The sequence below is a fragment of the Pseudoalteromonas sp. NH0006-46 genome, from assembly GCF_057547735.1.
Map to the genome: position 1 here is coordinate 62,423 of NZ_BAAJML010000010.1, position 18,571 is coordinate 80,993.

Consider the following 18,571-nt stretch of genomic DNA (forward strand, 5'->3'; position numbering starts at 1 on the left):
CTTTGTAAATACAATTAGCAACTTATTTTAATCACCCTTAAATGCACTTAGAGGCCTAACTTTAGTCTTTTTGGCATCTTCAACAAACCACTGCTTCACCTCTTCTTCCGTTAACCCTTTTTGCGACAGTCGCTGATATGTATTTTTTTGTGATGGAGTTGCCTGCTCACCATTTAACTTAGCGGCGAGCTCTTTTAAATCAGCCTCGGGTAGCGTTTTACTCCAAGGTAAATCTTCCCTTGTTGGATTAGGTAACGGTAATTTTAACTGCAAACCATGATTACTTGTTTTATCAGTCATCGAACCGATATCATTAAAGTTAAAGCCCGAATTTCCGGCAGAGTTAAAATTAGCAACACTTAACTCCATAGTGTATTGCCTGTCTTCTTTGTCAGTAAATATATCACTAAATTGGCTTGTAAATATGTCTCCAAAAGGCCTTAAGCCTTTTACTTCAACTCGCTTTGGCGATTCATAATTTAAGCTAAAATTAGCGGCAAAAACAAAAACCTGCTCTTCACCAGCAAATGCTTTAGCGTCTTGCCAATTAAGAAGTGCCCTACCTTGCATTCCTTTTTCGTTATTTGAGCCAGCTTTGTTGAGTAAATCTACAATCTCTCGGTACTCCCTGAATTTAGCACCGGTTGAATCATTAAATTGATAGTTATCATCTTCCCATCTATTTAATACTTGGTTATAGCCTTTACTTGCATTACGGGTCGCTTTGCCTAAATAATAAAGTTTTGACTTGTAAGTGGGCCCCTCATCATTAAGGCCTATTGTTTGCTGAAGTTTTAATTCGCATGGCACACTGCGCCAATTTAAACCAATTAGTTTTTTTGTGTAGTTTTCTGACTCTAACTCAGTGCAGGTCGCAATCACCATTAGGTCAACCTGGGTACTCCAATCAAATTCATCAAAAATGATGTCATCACCATGCTGACGCACTTTAAAGCCTAAATTTTGTGCTGCACTAAATTCACTATTAAATAAACGTATAGCTGACCCTTGCCTTTCCATCTTGCTTGTCATTAAGTAAGGTTTGCCTTCACCACCAAAGCGCACCAAAATTCGAATGCTTTTATTTCCTGCAAACAATTCAGGGCGAACAAAACTAGAACTTTTACTCGTTAAAAAATCTTTTATTAGTAATGACTCTTCATTACCACCATCGCGATCTGTGTTTAAATCCACATGATAATCAGTAGCTACATATTTATTTTTTATACCTAAACCATTGAGTAGATTTAAGTAACCTGAATCAAACATCATTTCATCGCTATTGTTTTTACACTCCCCCATGAGTGGCAATACAACTTTACTGCTACTACCTACTTGTGCACCAATGTAATAACGCATGTCTACAAAGTTATTACATTGGTAATACTCATAAGCGGTGTCGTGCATAAATGGGTAAAAGGCTTCTTCGTGCACCATAGGCTTAGTACCTAAATACGTTTTTGGCCCTAACTGAAAAAACGGTGTAAATACACAACCAAACTTTCCTGCAAAGTGCTTTTCATTCACTAATAGCTCAGACTCTACAAGCGGCCTTACAAGCTCTTTATAAGCAAGTTCGTTATTTACGCCATCACAGCGCGTTACTTTAAACGTAATAGGTGCAATACCGGTCATCGTGTCGTTAAACACAACCAACACACGAATGGGTGTAAAGGGGGATAGTCGCTTCGTTTTATTCGATACAATAGGCAACCATTTTTTTGAGGCTTGGTCTTGATAATATATAGCACTATGGTGATAACTTGCTTCACCATATTCAGAAAATACCGGTTCAAATGTATTTGCAAAGCTTTCGAGGTATTTACTGCCTTCTTTTTCTTGCGTCGCAAATGTGTGAATGGGGAAGTAATTTTGAAATTCAGCCGTAATATAATTATGCTCACGCGCGAGTGTTGGCACCGTCATCATGTAAAAACCATACGGGTTAGATTGCGATTGCAAATAAAGCGTGTTTTCAGGATCTGTTACTACAGCTTTACGTGCCGCTTTATCTAGCAAGCTGTAGTTGTCACTAAAGCCGTAAAGTGCTTTTTTATCACCATCGGTACTTTGCTTTTGACTGGTAATGCTATCAATTAAAAACACCCAAAATGTATCCATCCTAATTGATGCACCAGGTAAATTAGGCAGTGCCCAGCTATCACCTAATAAAAAGTTTTCTATGTATTGTTTTACTTTATAGCGCTCTAAGTTTGAATAGTACTGGCTTTTATCACCTTCACGCTGAGCCCTAAGTAGTAACCCCATAAGGCCCGATATGGCCTCTGATCGCAACCTAAATTGAGCTGCCCATTGTGTGCTTTGTTGCGTTTTTCCGTCTTTATTGTATTCACTTAATAGCTCATGCATCATACCTTGGTTAGCTGCACACTCTTGGCCTAGGCGTTTATCTCGCTGAATTTCTGCATAATATTGTTTACAGGCGTTATCGAGAAGTACTTCATCCATTAAATTTGCAGCTGAGGTAGCGATAGTATCAAGCGATTTAATTACAGCTACTGCCGCAGCAATGGGAGCTGTTGCCGGAATAAATGCCATAACACCCAAAGCAATATTAATCATTTGCCATGCCATAGCGTCGCCGGTTTCATCTACTTTTATATCGTTAGCTACCGTTAAATTACGAAAGCGCTCTAAACTATCCATACCTTCACGCGAGGGGCAAACATTTATTTGGCTAATGGCATAGGCAGCAATATGTACACGGCGGTTTTGTGCTCGGCTGGCTTCATCTTTATTATTCATAAGTGGTTGAGCATAACCCAGCCCTAGCACTTCAATACGCGCCTCATCAATGCCTGCTTGGGTCACTAAAATGTGCTTAACAGCCTCTGCTCGTCGCTCAGATAACGCCATATTATAATCGTAATTACCTATGTCGCAGGTGTGGCCTGCTACGGTTACTTTAAGACTCTCATTTTGCTTAAGCGCTTTTATAACGGCCTCGCTTTGCTGCAAAATAGTATTGCGGTAATCATCGCTTACTTGTTCGCTATTTAGCGAAAACGTTCCTTCAATTACGACATCTTTTACAATTTCTTTAGCACTTAAATGCTCAAAGTAATCGTTAGCAACTGTTTTATAGTGCTGTTTAGCTTGCGCTAAATTAGGGATATTTGTACCAATTTGCTGCAACGTAGTTTGCCCAAGTGCTGCAATATTTGTGGTTAAGTCAGCTATATTGAGCGCATTACCTGCTGCATCCATTGCTACCTTAGGAATGCCAAGCTTTTTACCTAAACTTTTATTGTATCTCTCCATTGCCTCTGGTGTTTCAGGGGGTAAACGCCAAAGGTTTGTTGAGATAGCCTGCCGCCAGCCATCGGTTGTAAAGGCTGCGCGCGATTCACGCAGTTTTTGCCAAGCATCTATGCCATCTTGCATAGCAAACACAGCATCTAGCGTTGCTTGAATGGTTGTATCTTCTGTTTTATTTAAATGAGTATGTATTGCTTTAGCAATTTTACTCCCTAAAGCAAACTTACCATTAGTGGTAAAATTACCATTACTGGCAGTGGCGGTTATATCGGTGTTTATTAACCCTGCAGCGAGTTGTGCACGGCCTTTAGCCACCGCCCAGCCATGGCAAAAACTCTCAAAGCCGCTGGCTATTTTAATTGGTTCATCGCTCACTTTGGCGCGGCCAATTTCTTTACCGTTTTCATCTTTAACACTAATATTTTTAGGGTCATACGTGGCATGCTCGGTTTTTAAATCTTTGGCATAACTAATCAAGTGACTATAAAAGCGAGGAAATTGCTTTATTATTGCCTCTTCAACCGAGAGCGGGTCGCAGTTAATTACATCAAATTCACCGGCTTCATTTTTTATATCAAAGTGGATCATTTCGGCAAGTTCGTAGTAGTAATATGTGCCATCAAATTGAATAGATTTAGTACACCAGCGCTTAAATTGCCCTTTAAGTAGCTCTTCTTCAAGTCTTACTTTAATTCGATATAAACCTTTAGTTAACTTCTTATCAGTACCTGATATGACAGCTAAGTTGGTTTCAGGGTCGAAAGTTGCAAATATGTCCTCACCCACAGGTGGAGACAAAACAATCTCCTCATCAGAAGTAAGTAGTGGAATGTCTGGACTAATACTCAATATTATTGCCCGTGTTTTAGCCAACACATACGCTTGAATAGTTTGTACGTTTTTTTGAGTTATTTCTTTTGCGTACCACTTATTGTAAGTATCGTCTTCGCTATTTTCTGTAGGCTGTTTTAAATTGGTAACTGGGACTGTTTGTAACTCTAATAACAGCGTATTTGAGCTACTGTAATTTTTTAAGTTATCAACAAACTCTTTAGCCCATCCACTTGGGTTATTATTGGCAATGAGGCCAATGGACTCCATTGGCGGAATAATAATAGGCCGTTGATTATTATTAGCCGTGTAGGCATGAAACGGCTGACGTACTTCTAATGAGTCACTATTTATTGTCGATAAAATACCAGCACTATTTGTTTTTAATACAATAGGCTTTTTTGCATCATATGTGGCTAACTTAGGCTGATCAGCCACCACGATTCGATTTGATACCGGGGTTAACTTACCCACCGGTTTGTTGTTTTCAACATAACCAGTTAGTAAATAAACCAATGGGCTTGCAGATCCTTTGCTCATTTCATGCATTTTATTTTCCTAGTACTGCTAAGTTAGTAATTGCTACAGGGACTAAAGTTCTCATGCCCCAGATTCCTTTTTCTTTAACTAACTCTTCAGTTTGCACACCTGTTAGTATGTTTTTTGTTCTGATGACACGCTCAGAAAGATAAAACCCATTTTCATCACGTTCTTGCGAGTGCTTTATTGTATACTCTAATTGATAATCTTCCTCTGGAGAGAAAATTATCCCGCCGCCAGTTCCTTCTTCCGAATTTTCTATTTCAGGATTAGCAATATTCACCCAGTGAAAGTGCGCTTTTGGTCTAGCGTGGGTCATAAACGCTAAATACTTGCCGTCTGGTGAAATACGGTGGTTTTTCATTTCCCACGCTTTCGGAAAACCAAAATTAACTTTACGGACTACTTCACCATCAAACTTATGTATCCAAAAGCCATCGTGCTTTATAGCTAAAAACTCTTTATCACCAGGCAGTAAAAAAGCAGCGCCGCTGTGGTGAATTTGAGGCCGTGGGGTTAGCTCCCCTGTTGGTACATGGTAATTAAAGTTTTTGCCATCTGAGTAAAAAATGACGTTTTCACTGTCTGAGGTCCAGTTAAACCACGGGTAACCACCACCACCTGACATGGTAATGAGTTTTTTATCTTTAGTATCGTATAACTGGCGCGTGGCTCGGTCATTCATATAACCAGAAATTGCAATATAACGGTTATCTGGTGAGCGTGCTGGTGGATGTAATCCTGCAGGCTCCAGTTGGGTAAATATTTCTTCTGGAATAATACGGCGCCTGTCTGAACCATCTAACCGTGATGACCACAGTGTGCGCACCTCACTGTATTTATATTTATTCCAGAACATTAACCGCGGGGTTGAAAATGTATCTGCATCGCCGTACATCTCTTCGCGTATTTCTAGTGGCCACTCGGGGTGGTTTTTGTGCTCTTTAGCCCATGGGTATTTAGCAACATCAACTTCTACTTGTGGTGAACTTTTCGATGAGGGCTCTGAGCAACCGCTTAGCAATAAGCTGGCGCAAAGAGAGAGCACGAAAAGCACGCTGTGATTTTTTAAAAACGTCATTAAAACTATCCTTTTACTACATGCACTTATTTACGAGGTAATATAAATAAGTGCATTCATTAAAACTTGTGTTATTGAGTCAAAGTACTCGTACTTACTCTTCTACTATTTCTGCCATTAGAACGGTTTCTGGTGTTTGCTTGTAAAGCTCACTGAATGGGACATTGTCGAAAATATAATAAGCTGGCTGGCCATCATTTGGGTCTTGCATTAAATCAAAGTTGCCACTTTGAGGAATATTAGTAAATTTTATTTTTACCCATGTAGAATCGAGCCTTACACTGGCTATAGATTGTACTTGTTGCCAACTATGTTGTTTATTTATAAGTATAAGCTGCTCTTTATCGTACTTTGGCGTATTTGGATCAACCTGATACATAAATATAAAAGCAGGCTTAACCATAGTTAACGGGTTTATGTTATTTACTACCATTGGCATACTATGCGGGGCACTCATACTAACTCCCAAATACTTGTTGTAGTTTTGCTTTGGTTTTAGGGCCTGGTATGCCGTCTATGTCGAGGTCGTGCTCGTACTGAAATTCCTTTACACCAATGCGGGTTTTTTTACCCATAACACCATCAACTTTGCCGCAATTAAACCCCAACATATTGCACCTACCTTGCACACCCGAGAGGGTTTCTATTGGGTCTAAGTTGCCTATTTGCACGTTAAAGCTTTTAGTTGGTGTGGTCTCGCCTTCATGTAGGTATAAATCGACTGTACCGGTAAGTACGTCGTTATTATTAAGCTCTACCTCAATAAGCCCATCACTTTGCAGTACGGTATCTATTGTTTGACTACCAATGTTGAGTACTACGCGTTTACCGGCTACGTCATCGCCGTCGTCGTACGATACTTGCAATCGAAAATACTCTTTTTCGTTTTGTACAACAAAGCTGTTAATACTGTTGGTGCGCAGCGGTATAAACTTTTCTTTTTTTGGCGGAATCGTAATTTTATCGCCCGGGTAAATTAAATTAGGATCGGGGCGTAGAGCTTTAAACTCTGCGTTGCTTGGGTGGTTGTAAAGCGCTTTAGATGTTTGGTAACCGTATTGCTTTGCTATGCGCAATAGCGTTTCACCTTGGGCTACGGTGTGTTGTTGGGTCATTGTGTATCCTTAAACTTTGCCTACAGACCAATCTTCGCTGTCGAGTTCAAAAAAGCTGACTTTAGCGTTTTCAAAGTCGGGGCCTGATACGTTGGCATAACCGTTTTGGTCAAGCTGCCCGGTAATAATGTGGCCGTTGCGTAGGCGTATTTTGTAGCCCATGTTGGCTTGTGGCTCACCAGCTTCGTCGAGTAGTTCTATTTCGTAGGCTAAAGTGGGTTGTTCAACAGTAAATGTGGTGGTGTCGGTTGCTCCACTGGCCGTTACCGTAACATTGTAAACACCCGGTTTTACTTCAGCGTAGTGCTGCCAAAACGAGACTTCGTCGGGGCGTTTTTTTTCTAGTTGTAGCGTTATTTGCCCACTTGTTGGCCCTTGCCACTGAATAACGACACTGCGGCTGTTACTGCATGAGCCTTCTATATTGAGTTTCCAACCATTGGGGACTGTTAAACTTGTGCCCGCTTTAGCAGGTTTGCGTTCGCTATAACCTAAGTTGTAATCGTAAATTAAGTTGGCATTTTTATAGCCGGTATATTGCTGTGCGAGTTGCTCTACGGTTTCGGCGGCGCTAAGTACGTGGGTTGTAAAATTTTGCCTAACCGTGTGCGATGCTTTTAATAGCATTGTGCTGTTTAGCTCTGGCTTATAAATACGTACAGCGGGGGTATACTGCTGCGCAGGGCGAGGTTTTTTTGTTGTTTTAGCCTTATAGCTTTGCTGGTTTATATACTGTGGTGTATTTTGTGCCGCTGCTTGGCTATTTATAAATGCAGGTGTATTAGGGGCTATAACCCCGTTACTAGTAAAGTTGTTGCTTTGTAGCGCTGCTTGCGATGATACTATTGAGCCATTATTAATTGCGCCCGAGTATTTTGTGGGTGCTTGCGTTTGTTTTGGATAAATGGCAACACGCGTACTGGCGAGCTTGTAAGCCGAATACGATACTTTTTGCCACTCTTTATTTTTTACCCAGTATTGGCTGCGGGTATCGTCGCGCAAGCAAGCAGCTTGGTACTTGTCTACCACACCAAATAAATTACTTTGTAATTTGCTCTGTAGTACTTTTGGCAGTTGGCAAAATTGAGCACGGCTTAAATGAGAGAATGTAACCACGGGCTGAGAGTTTTCAAGCTCGTCATGTGGTTGTTCAAACAATGGGGGGTAATTTAAGTTCACCGGATCCTTGGTGAGCATTTGCATCCTCGCTTTCTCTTTATAAGAGAGTTATTTATTTTTTACTGTCTAGGTAACGCGCTGCTGTTACAACGCGTAATATAATGAAATTAGAACAATAAATCTACAATGTTTTATGTAAATAATTTAAATTAATCAGCTTTTTCTCTTACATAATGGGTTGCACCACGCGTTATGTAACGCAGCTGCCAAATAACACGCTCAACTAGTTCGTCAAGTTGTTGGCCTTCTATATCTAGCGCCTCTGCGCCGGCATTAAATACCAGTGTTACCATGGCTTCTGATTGAATGTAGGCGTGCATGGCGTCGCACTTGGTTTCGCTTTCTAAGTAGTGGGCAAGCTCTAGAATAAAGTGTTTGATTTCGCGTGCGACTGCGGCTCTAAATGCCTTAGATGTACCAGAGCGCTCTCGCAGTAATAACCTAAATTGGTTGCTTGAGCTGTCTATAAATTCCATAAACGTAACAACCGAGGTATTAATGACACTGCCACCGTCGTTTGCTATGCGTCTGCGGGCTTGGCGCATCAGCTGGCGCAGCGTTAAACCGGCTTCGTCTACCATGGTTAAACCTAGCTCGTTCATGTCTTTAAAATGGCGATAAAACGAGGTGGGTGCAATGCCGGCTTCGCGGGCTACTTCGCGTAAACTTAAATTCGAAAAGCTGTGATCTGCACTTAGCTGATTAAATGCCGCCTGAATTAAGGCTTGTCGTGTTTTTTGTTTCTGTTGCGCTCTAACACCCGACATCAACAACTCCCTGAATAATTTTATATTAATATTTAGTGATAATAGCTCAATTCCCCAGTCTAATACTTGACGGCGAGAGTTTGAAATACTATTTTAGCTTACAGTTGTACGCTGAGATTGAGAATGATGAATAAACCACCGATTATCTGGACAAACGTCCTATTTTTTAGCCTTACCTTTTTAGCGGCTATCACACTTGTTCCTTGGTATGGCATTAGCTACGGATTTACCAGCGCACATTGGATTGCTTTTGTAGCCTGCATGTTTTTTGCGGGTCTATCTATCACAGCCGGTTACCACCGTTTATGGGCACATAAAACGTATAATGCTCATCCTGCTGTTGAATTTATATTTGCCCTTGGCGGTGCATTTGCGCTGCAAAATAGTGCGTTGCACTGGAGTAGCGATCACCGTATACACCATGGCCAAGTTGACGACCCAGTAAAAGACCCTTACGCCGCAACTAATGGCTTTTGGTACAGCCACATTGGCTGGATGTTACGTGACTACCAAGGCGATAGCTACGGTGATTACAGTAATTGTCGTGATTTACAGCGTAATAAAATCGTTATGTGGCAACACAAGCACTACCTAAAACTGGTTATTGCCATGAATGTTGGCCTACCATTGGTACTTGGTTTATTGGTGGGCGAGGTGTGGGGTATGCTGATTTTAGCGGGTTTACTGCGTTTAGTATTAAGCCAACACTTTACCTTTTTTATTAACTCGGTGGCCCATATTTGGGGTTCGCGCCCATACACTGAAAAAAATACTGCGCGCGATAATGGCTTTTTAGCGTTATTTACTTATGGCGAGGGTTACCATAACTTTCATCATATTTTTGCAAGTGATTATCGTAATGGGATTAAGTGGTTTCATTATGACCCCACCAAATGGATGATCCGCTCTTTAGCTGCCATTGGTTTAGCCAGTAAATTAAAGCGCACACCGGTTGAACGTATAGAAAAAGCTAAAGCCGATACGCTTATGAGTAAAACGCAAACACGCGTTGCAAAATTGCCTTTAGCGCAAGATAGGCTTACATTATTACAACAAGAGTACGATTTATTGCTGAAAAAACTGCAGACATATTGTTCACTTCAAAAACAAGTTTTAGAAGTTAAAAAAAATAATATGGCAAAGCAGTGTGAACGTTCAGCTTTAATGGCACAATATCACGAGCTGGAAGCCGCCTGGGAAAATCAAAAGCAGGCATGGCTAGCACTTAATGCGAGGTTATTAAAAGCCTCTTTTAATTAATTTAGGAGTGGCTGTGGCCAAACAACCAGAACAGAAAAAAGCACCCGTAAGTTTCCAATATGACGCAATAATTATTGGTACGGGCCCTGGCGGTGAAGGCACCGCCATGAATCTTTCGAAAAATAACAAAAAAGTAGCGGTTATAGAGCGCCAAGAAACAGTCGGCGGCGGTTGTGTACATTGGGGAACAATCCCTTCTAAGGCATTACGTCATTCGGTTAGCCGCTACATTGAATACAAAGCCAACCCGTTGTTTAATATTGGTGAGCGCCCTAGTCGTTTAACGTTTCCTGATATTTTACGTCACGCAAGTTCGGTTATTTCTAAGCAGTCTAATTTACGTAGTAGTTTTTACGATCGTAATCGCATTCATATGTTTCAAGGTGATGCGAGCTTTGTTGATAAACACACTGTTGAAGTAAAACGCCTTGATGGTTCAACTGAGCGTATTACAGCAAAAACCATTGTTATTGCCACGGGCTCTCGCCCTTACCGCCCACCTGAAGTTGATTTTAGTCATTCTCGTATTTATGAGAGCGATACTATTTTAGGCCTTGAGCATGACCCTCAGCGCGTACTTATATACGGCGCAGGGGTTATTGGCTGTGAGTATGCTTCTATTTTTAAAGGTTTAGGCGCTAAAGTTGATTTAGTGAATACTCGCGACCGTTTACTTGCCTTTATGGATGCTGAAATATCTGATGCACTTAGCTACCACTTTTGGAATAGCGGCATTGTTATTCGTCATAACGAAGAGTTTGATCGTGTAGAAACGCGCGACGATTGCGTTGTTATGCATTTAAAATCGGGCAAGCGTGTAAAGGCTGACTGTATTTTATTTGCCAATGGCCGCACAGGTAACACTGACACACTTAACCTTGAAGCCATTGGCTTAAAAGCCGACGGCCGTGGGCAAATAAAAGTAAACGAAACCTACCAAACTGAGGTTGAAAACGTTTATGCTGTGGGCGATGTAATTGGCTACCCAAGCCTAGCTAGTGCTGCGTTTGACCAAGGCCGTATTGCCGCTGATGCCATTGCCTGCGGTAACTGTGATGATAAGTTAATTATTGATATTCCGGCGGGTATTTATACCATTCCAGAAATGAGCTCAGTGGGTAAAACAGAGCAAGAACTAACCGCGGCTAAAGTACCTTACGAAGTAGGCCGCGCTCAGTTTAAACACCTTGCACGCGCGCAGATTGCAGGTACTGAAGTAGGCAGCTTAAAAATATTATTCCACACAGAAACCAAAGAAGTACTTGGGGTACATTGCTTTGGCGAACGTGCCTCTGAAATTGTTCACATTGGCCAAGCCATTATGGAACAAAAAAATGGTGGCAATAATATCGATTACTTTGTAAATACCACATTTAACTACCCAACCATGGCAGAAGCCTATCGGGTTGCGGCATTAAATGGCTTAAATCGCTTGTTTAAATAAGCGACTTTAAAGCGTATAAACAAAAAGCCCGCTGTTATGCGGGCTTTTTAGTATTAATGCATAAAACGCATTAATTATTTATGATACTGACCGCTTAGCTCGTGCACGGCATTAATAAATACACCGGCATTTTCTGGGTCAACGTCTGGCGTAATCCCGTGACCTAAATTAAACACATGGCCATTGCCTGTACCAAAGTCCTCTAAAATAGTGCCTACTTCTTGGCGTATACGATCTGGCGTACCGTGCAGCATTGACGGGTCCATATTACCTTGTAGCGCTACTTTATCGCCTACACGACGTTTAGCGTCACCAATATTAATGGTCCAATCTAGGCCTACTGCATCACAGCCTGTTGCTGCTATTGCCTCAATCCATTGGCCACCATTTTTAGTAAATAGCGTTACCGGCACTTTACGTCCGTCGTATTCACGAAATAAGCCATCTACAATTTTATGCATGTATTGCAATGAAAACTCGTTGTAATCGCGCGGACTTAATACACCGCCCCACGAGTCAAATACCATTAGTGATTGTGCACCGGCTTTTACTTGTGCGTTTAAGTAATCAATAACCGAATCAGCAAGCTTGTCTAATAGTAAATGCAGTGTTTGCGGCTCTGCAAACGCCATTTTTTTAATTTTACCAAATACTTTGCTGCTGCCGCCTTCAACCATGTATGTAGCGAGTGTCCATGGTGAACCCGAAAAACCAATCAGCGGTACTTCGCCTTTAAGTTCACGGCGAATAGTGCTTACCGCGTTCATTACATAGCCAAGCTCATCGGTTGGGTCGAGCTTAGGTATTTTTTTAACATCGGCAAGCGATGAAATAGGACGTTCAAATTTAGGGCCTTCACCTGTTTCGAAGTACAAACCCAAACCCATTGCATCAGGAATCGTTAAAATATCGCTGAACAAAATGGCTGCGTCTAATGGGTAACGACGCAGTGGCTGAAGTGTTACCTCACAGGCAAGCTCAGCATTACGGCACAGGCTCATAAAATCGCCCGCTTGTGCACGTGTAGCACGGTACTCTGGTAAATAACGTCCAGCTTGACGCATCATCCATACAGGCGTTACATCAACGGGTTGTTTTGCAAGTGCACGTAAATAACGGTCGTTTTTTAATTCGCTCATGGCGTAAATGATCCTAATGCTTATAGAAATTGTGCAAGATTGTATCACCATATTCATCGCCTCTCTATTTCTTAAAGACGAAAACACCTTTACATAGAAGTAGATCAACAATATTGATGGTTTTAATCCATTTTGATTATAAAACAAGCAAAAAACACTAACATTTAAAACTTTTTGTTAATATGTTTGCAACATAACAAAAACCTTGGTATTGTCTTTCCCGCGTTAACAAAAACAATAATAAATTATTAAAACAATAAAAATAAAAAGTTTTAAATAATAACAATAAAAATCATTTAATAAAAATAAGAAAGCTTGTTATAACAAGCCACTTGAAGAAATTAGACCACCTTAACCGGTGGTTTTTTCTTGCCTGCAATAAAATTTTGCCCCTCCTATCAAATAAAGCTTATTCGCAATTAGAACATCTGCATTACTTGTTGATATACACGCAAATTAAATATATCTTGATGTACATAAAAACGAATGTAACTAACAACCAACCCAGCTTAGGAGAACAGTTATGCTGACGCGTGTAGAAAAAGCTCAACAGAAATGGGGTGGTAGTCATACAGTAATCGATAACTGGCTCAATGAACGCCAAGAACTTATTGTACTGTATTGTAAGATTGCAGGGTTTGCGCCTTATGATAAAAAAGATCACGCGCTACCAGAGCCTGAACAAATTCAATCTTTTTGCCAACTGCTTATGGACTACCTGTCTGCAGGCCACTTTGAAGTGTACGATGATATTGCTAAAGCCTGTGAAAAAAAGGGGTTAGAGAGCCAAAAGCTGGCAAACTCGATTTATCCGCGTATTTCTAGCACCACCGATGTCGCACTTGATTTTAATGACAAGTACGCCGAAGTAAATAAAGATGATTTGTTAGAAGGGTTTGACAACGATCTTTCAGTTATTGGTGAATCATTAGAGCTTCGTTTTGAGCTTGAAGATGAACTAATCGATAACTTGTTTTCTAATCATTCTGATTAAATCACGTTTAAATTAAGTTACACGAATTAAAAAAGGGACCTCAAGGTCCCTTTTTACGCTTTAAGCTTAGCTTATTCTGCTGGTGCTTCTGCATTTTGAATTTCTAGTAATTCAACTTCAAAAACAAGTGTTGAATTAGCTGGAATTTTACCAAGATCACGGTCGCCGTAAGCAAGCTCTGAAGGAATAGTAAACTTGTACTTAGAACCTACAGGCATAAGTTGTAAACCTTCAGTCCAACCCGCAATTACGCGATTAAGTGGGAATGTAGTTGGTTCATTACGTGCGTATGAGCTATCAAACTCAGTGCCATCTAATAATGTCCCTTTGTAATGTACTTTAACAACGTCTGTTGCTGCTGGCTTTTCGCCTTCGCCTTCGCTTAATACTTCGTATTGTAAGCCAGACTCAGTTACCGTTACGCCTTCTTTTTTAGCGTTATCAGCTAAGTATTGAACACCTGCCGCTTTGCTTTTTTCAGACTCAACTTTCGCTTTTTCTTCTTGCTTAGTGCGTACTGAGGTATCTAAAGCCGTTAACACTTCACGAATTTTTTCTTCGTCAATTTTTGCATTACCAGCAAGTGCATCTTCGAAACCACGAATTAGTAGTGCTTGGTCAAGCTCAATGCCAATTTCAGATTTGTCTGCTAGGTCTTTATTTAAAAAGTTACCTACAGAAGCACCAATACCATATGCTTGTTGTTGCTCTACAGTGTCTAGTGTTACTTCAGCTTGCTCTTTTTTTGCTTCTTGATTACAAGCTGTAAGCGCTAAAACCGACGCTGCAATCAATGACAATCTAATCGTCTTTTTCATTTTAAATCTCCGACATACTTTGCAGTTGTCATTTATTGTAATATTACTAGTTAAAGATTAACGCCCTACATGGTAGGCTGTTTGTTTAATAACTAAAGTCTGTATTGTTAGCTAAACTAAAAATATATATTCAGTGATTAGACAAACAACCTAGGCATTTAACGCACCTAGTCTAACCTCTCAGTCACTAAGAGTTAAGAGGAAATACCTGTAAGATGTCGATATTTCGTACTTTTTTAATCGTTTTTAGCTGTTTTTTAGCCATTGCTTGTACCGATAAAAAAAATCAATCGGTAGAAAGCTTTGAACACACCGCACAAGGTGCATTTTCGTCAGCTCTCTCTCACGATGGAAAGTACAGTTTAATCTCTTCTATCAACCATGGGGTCGCGCTGTGGGATAATCAACAGCACGTTTTAAAATACCAATGGTTTCAGCAGCAATCGCAAGACAACTTAGTTTACAGCCTTGCTATTGCCTTTGATAACAGCGTGGCGGTTACCGCAGAAAAAACAACGTTCGCAGTGTGGGATATCAGCACTGGCGAAAACAAAGGCTATTACAAAATACAAAAAGCCACGATTCGAGATATTGCCATTAGCAACCAAGGTCGCAGCGTGTTGTATGGTCGCAGCGATGGCGTGGTTGTATTTTTAAACCTTGAAACCGGACGTCGCATTGAGTTTTTAGGCCATCAAGATAAAGTTAACACCGTTGATTTAGCGCCTAACGGACGCTTTGCATTAAGCGGCTCTAACGATTACGTTGCCTATTTTTGGGATACCAATACTGGGCAAGTTATTCACCGCTTTAGCCACCCAACACGTGTTACTCAAGTAACCCTTGATCCACAAGGTCGTTTTGCATTTACTGCCGATAGTATGAAGCAAGCACATGTATGGAAGCTGACTACAGGTGATCTTGTGAGTAAACTGGCGTATATTGCGCGTCAGAAAATTTTTACCGCCGTGCGCTTTAACGAGCAAGGCACATTGCTGGCAACGGGTTCGCCTAATAAGCGAGTTGATTTATGGCAAATACCCAGCGGTGAAAAAATTCAAACGTGGCAAGTTACGCCGCGAGAAGGCAGTAAACCAAAATCGGCCGTTGTGCTTGATGTGGCATTTATAGATAACGATAAGTCGTTGTTAACCGAAAGCTCCAGCGGTATCGCAGAGCGATTTATTATACGAGACACTAATGAACACAATTGAACACCGCGTAATGGAACTTGAAGCCAAAGTGGCTTTTCAAGATGAAACGATTGAAATCTTAAACGATGAGATCAAAGTACACCAGCAAATGCTAGCTAAAATGAAGCGCCAAACAGAACTGCTGGCAGAAAAAATTAAAGAAGCGCAAACCTCGCCTTCTATGATGTCAAATATGCCAGAGCCACCGCCTCCACATTACTAAAAGGTGTGTACCTAGGCAATAAAAACCGGGTTAGTCGCCCGGTTTAAACACACCAATTACTTGCTCAAATTGGCGAGTTGACGCCTGAACAGCGTTTTCTGGTTGTGACATTTTATGCCCACACTCAACACACTCTACTTTTTCAACATCATGTTCTCTGTATAGCATCATAGTATCCATGGCTTTGCAGTCAGGGCACGATGCGCCAGCAATAAATCGCTTCTTTTGTCTCACAACATTTTTCCTGTGGTTTGAACTACTACTATTTTATCGTATAACGTCACTTGTTGATACGCTTGATAAGCTCATTAAGTTCTATGGTATGATAGCGCCAACTTAACAAGGGTACAGTAAAGTAACGCATTCATGATCCAAATATCAGAAATAGAACTCCTTCGTGGCGGCACAGCCTTATTAAAAAATGCATCAGCTACGTTATTTCCAGAGCACAAAGTAGGCCTTGTGGGTGCCAATGGCTGCGGGAAATCAACCTTATTTGGTTTACTAAAATCTGAATTGCAACTTGATGCCGGTAATTGCAGTATTCCTAAAGATTGGTCTATTGCTTCGGTTAAACAAGAAACCCCAGCCCTCGAAATAAGCGCCATTGATTATGTATTGCAAGGACACCCTGAATACTACGCGCTTCGTATTGCACTGAGAGAAGCAGAACAAAATAACGATGGCGATACCCAAGCCAAAGTGCATATTCAGCTAGAAAACATGAAAGGCTACAGCATCGAATCGCAAGCTGGCGAACTTTTGCATGGATTAGGATTTGCTAATAGCCAAATAGAAAACCCCGTGAGTGCTTTTTCAGGTGGTTGGCGCATGCGTTTAAACCTTGCCCAAGCACTTATCCGTAATGCTGATTTATTGCTACTCGATGAGCCAACAAACCACCTTGATTTAGATGCCGTATATTGGCTTGAGCGCTTTTTACGTGCCTACACAGGCACATTGGTACTTATATCGCATGACCGTGAGTTTTTAGATGCAGTAGTTGATCAAATTTGGCATATAGATAAACAACTTATCAATGTGTACAAAGGTAACTATTCGCAATTTGAACGCCAAAAAGCAGAGCGTTTATTGCAACAGCAAGCCATGTTCGACAAGCAGCAAGAGCAAATTGCACACCTTGAGCAATTTATTACTCGTTTTAAAGCAAAAGCCAGTAAAGCTAAACAAGCACAAAGCCGCGTAAAAGCGCTAGAGCGCATGGAAAAGCTAGCGCCCGCTCACGCCGACTCACCGTTCAACTTTGAATTTGCAGAGCCTACAGCCCTACCAAACCCGCTAATGAGTTTAGATAAAGCTAAAGCGGGTTATGGTGAAGTGACTATTTTAAATAATATAGAGCTTAACTTAGTACCTGGTAGTCGCATTGCTTTACTGGGACGAAATGGCGCAGGTAAATCAACGCTCATTAAACTACTCTCTGGTGATTTAGAACCGCAAGCAGGTAAGGTTGTGCAGCACCATGGTTTAAATATTGGTTACTTTGCGCAGCATCAACTTGAATCGCTTGATTTAAACGCCAGCGCAATTACGCATTTACAACGTTTAAACCCAAAAGCTACTGAACAATCACTACGTGACTTTTTAGGTGGCTTTGCCTTTATTGGCGATAAAGCCCTAGAGCCCGTAGCGCCCTTTTCGGGCGGTGAAAAAGCCCGTTTAGTCCTTGCTATGCTGGTGTATCAAAAGCCTAACCTGCTACTTCTTGATGAACCTACCAACCACCTTGATTTAGAAATGCGCCACGCGCTAGTTATGGCATTGCAAGGCTTTGAAGGCGCCATGGTTACCGTATCGCATGACCGCCACATGCTTAAAAACACCGCTGATGAGTTTTATTTAGTCGATGATGGCAAAGTAACTCAATTTGGCTACGATTTAGATGCGTATTACCAGTGGTTACTGAACGCGAATAAAGAAGCTGTTAAAGCCCAGCAAAATGATGAGCCCAAAGCACACTCAGGGGTTAACCGAAAAGAGCAAAAACGCTTAGAAGCCGAATTTAGAAAAGCCATTCAACCGCTTAAAAAGCAAATTGAAAAACTTGAAAAACAACTCGACAAACACTCTGCAGAGCTTAGCGAAGTGGAGGTTGCACTTGGCGATAATGAACTCTATAACGATGACAACAAAGCCCAATTAAAAGAATTAATAGCTGAACAAGCCACGCTTACGCCCAAACTTAACGACATTGAAGAAGAGTTACTTATGGCGCTTGAAGAAATGGAAGAAAAAGAACAGGCCTTTGCCGATGAACTTGCTCAATAGCGATGACTTTTGGCAATTTGCATGCACTTTGTATGCAAAGCCTGGGCAACAACACACCTTGCTGGCACTACAAAACCAGCAAGGTAAAAACGTTAATCTGTGCTTGTTACTTTATTATTTAGATTCGTTAAATTTGAGCATTAATACAGCGCAATTAAGTCACTTACAAAAAGTGATTAGTGAGTTTGATACTGAGGTTTTAAAGCCATTGCGCAGGGCTCGGGGTTACTTAAAAGCAAATCAAGCCGAGATTGCCGATTACGCAAACATTCGACAAGAACTACTGAGCGCCGAGCTCAAGCTCGAAAAGCAGCAGCAAAAGATGTTGATCAATGCCGTTAATGGATTTGAGTTAGTAGCATGTACAGCAACAGATAATAGTGCGCTGTATTTGTAAGCAATCCCTAATTAGCTATCAG

The 18,571-nt window shown here is 41.1% G+C and carries 16 protein-coding genes; 7 read left to right on the forward strand and 9 right to left on the reverse strand.

The window, feature by feature from the left end; translation table 11 throughout:
• Positions 1–27 precede the first annotated feature (27 nt).
• The 6 genes from AC27I2_RS16660 to fabR form a co-directional block, all read right to left on the reverse strand.
• Entirely contained in the window at positions 28–4,659 is a 4,632-nt protein-coding gene (locus AC27I2_RS16660; protein WP_487204922.1) for an OmpA family protein, read from the reverse strand.
• Between the two features lies 1 nt (position 4,660).
• Complete coding sequence (locus tag AC27I2_RS16665; RefSeq protein ID WP_487204923.1) at positions 4,661–5,731, reverse strand: TolB-like translocation protein; 1,071 nt, start codon at positions 5,729–5,731, stop codon at positions 4,661–4,663.
• Positions 5,732–5,825: 94 nt separating this feature from the next.
• Positions 5,826–6,188, reverse strand: coding sequence for a hypothetical protein (locus AC27I2_RS16670; protein ID WP_487204924.1), 363 nt, complete (start codon positions 6,186–6,188; stop codon positions 5,826–5,828).
• Between the two features lies 1 nt (position 6,189).
• Entirely contained in the window at positions 6,190–6,846 is a 657-nt protein-coding gene (locus tag AC27I2_RS16675) for a PGRP and LysM peptidoglycan-binding domain-containing protein (RefSeq protein WP_487204925.1), read from the reverse strand.
• A gap of 9 nt (positions 6,847–6,855) precedes the next feature.
• Positions 6,856–8,043: a hypothetical protein gene (locus AC27I2_RS16680; protein WP_487204926.1), complete on the reverse strand. Its 1,188-nt coding sequence runs from the start codon at positions 8,041–8,043 to the stop codon at positions 6,856–6,858.
• Positions 8,044–8,174: 131 nt separating this feature from the next.
• Positions 8,175–8,792 carry an HTH-type transcriptional repressor FabR gene (gene fabR / locus AC27I2_RS16685; RefSeq protein ID WP_006793750.1) on the reverse strand — a complete coding sequence of 206 codons (618 nt, stop codon included), beginning with the start codon at positions 8,790–8,792 and terminating at the stop codon, positions 8,175–8,177.
• Positions 8,793–8,918: 126 nt separating this feature from the next.
• On the opposite strand from fabR, the gene AC27I2_RS16690 reads away from it, so the two are divergent.
• Positions 8,919–10,052, forward strand: coding sequence for an acyl-CoA desaturase (locus tag AC27I2_RS16690; RefSeq protein WP_487204957.1), 1,134 nt, complete (start codon positions 8,919–8,921; stop codon positions 10,050–10,052).
• A 13-nt stretch (positions 10,053–10,065) separates the two neighbouring features.
• Positions 10,066–11,496 (forward strand): Si-specific NAD(P)(+) transhydrogenase, encoded by a 1,431-nt coding sequence (gene sthA / locus AC27I2_RS16695; protein ID WP_010557785.1) that lies wholly within the window; start codon positions 10,066–10,068, stop codon positions 11,494–11,496.
• Between the two features lie 74 nt (positions 11,497–11,570).
• On the opposite strand, the gene hemE is transcribed toward sthA, so the two are convergent.
• On the reverse strand, positions 11,571–12,635 hold the full coding sequence (gene hemE, locus AC27I2_RS16700) for a uroporphyrinogen decarboxylase (protein WP_487204927.1): 1,065 nt from the start codon (positions 12,633–12,635) through the stop codon (positions 11,571–11,573).
• A 523-nt stretch (positions 12,636–13,158) separates the two neighbouring features.
• Between hemE and rsd the strand changes: the two genes are divergently transcribed.
• Positions 13,159–13,629: a sigma D regulator gene (rsd, locus tag AC27I2_RS16705; RefSeq protein WP_487204928.1), complete on the forward strand. Its 471-nt coding sequence runs from the start codon at positions 13,159–13,161 to the stop codon at positions 13,627–13,629.
• Positions 13,630–13,700: 71 nt separating this feature from the next.
• Here rsd and fkpA read toward each other — a convergent pair whose 3' ends face one another.
• The gene (fkpA, locus tag AC27I2_RS16710) at positions 13,701–14,447 is read right to left on the reverse strand and encodes an FKBP-type peptidyl-prolyl cis-trans isomerase (protein ID WP_008126756.1); all 747 of its coding nucleotides are present in this window, start codon (positions 14,445–14,447) and stop codon (positions 13,701–13,703) included.
• A gap of 215 nt (positions 14,448–14,662) precedes the next feature.
• Between fkpA and AC27I2_RS16715 the strand changes: the two genes are divergently transcribed.
• Positions 14,663–15,661 (forward strand): WD40 repeat domain-containing protein, encoded by a 999-nt coding sequence (locus AC27I2_RS16715; RefSeq protein WP_487204929.1) that lies wholly within the window; start codon positions 14,663–14,665, stop codon positions 15,659–15,661.
• Entirely contained in the window at positions 15,648–15,863 is a 216-nt protein-coding gene (locus tag AC27I2_RS16720) for a SlyX family protein (protein ID WP_006793743.1), read from the forward strand. The genes AC27I2_RS16715 and AC27I2_RS16720 overlap by 14 nt, the downstream gene beginning before the upstream one ends.
• Before the next feature lie 30 nt (positions 15,864–15,893).
• Here the strand turns inward: AC27I2_RS16720 and AC27I2_RS16725 are convergent, their stop codons facing one another.
• Positions 15,894–16,097 (reverse strand): YheV family putative zinc ribbon protein, encoded by a 204-nt coding sequence (locus AC27I2_RS16725; RefSeq protein WP_010557786.1) that lies wholly within the window; start codon positions 16,095–16,097, stop codon positions 15,894–15,896.
• Positions 16,098–16,229: 132 nt separating this feature from the next.
• On the opposite strand from AC27I2_RS16725, the gene AC27I2_RS16730 reads away from it, so the two are divergent.
• Together AC27I2_RS16730 and AC27I2_RS16735 are read left to right on the forward strand one after the other, a co-directional pair.
• Positions 16,230–18,152, forward strand: a complete 1,923-nt coding sequence (locus AC27I2_RS16730; RefSeq protein ID WP_487204930.1) for an ATP-binding cassette domain-containing protein — start codon at positions 16,230–16,232, stop codon at positions 18,150–18,152.
• On the forward strand, positions 18,136–18,549 hold the full coding sequence (locus AC27I2_RS16735) for a TIGR02444 family protein (protein ID WP_058551351.1): 414 nt from the start codon (positions 18,136–18,138) through the stop codon (positions 18,547–18,549). The genes AC27I2_RS16730 and AC27I2_RS16735 overlap by 17 nt, the downstream gene beginning before the upstream one ends.
• Positions 18,550–18,571: the final 22 nt, after the last annotated feature.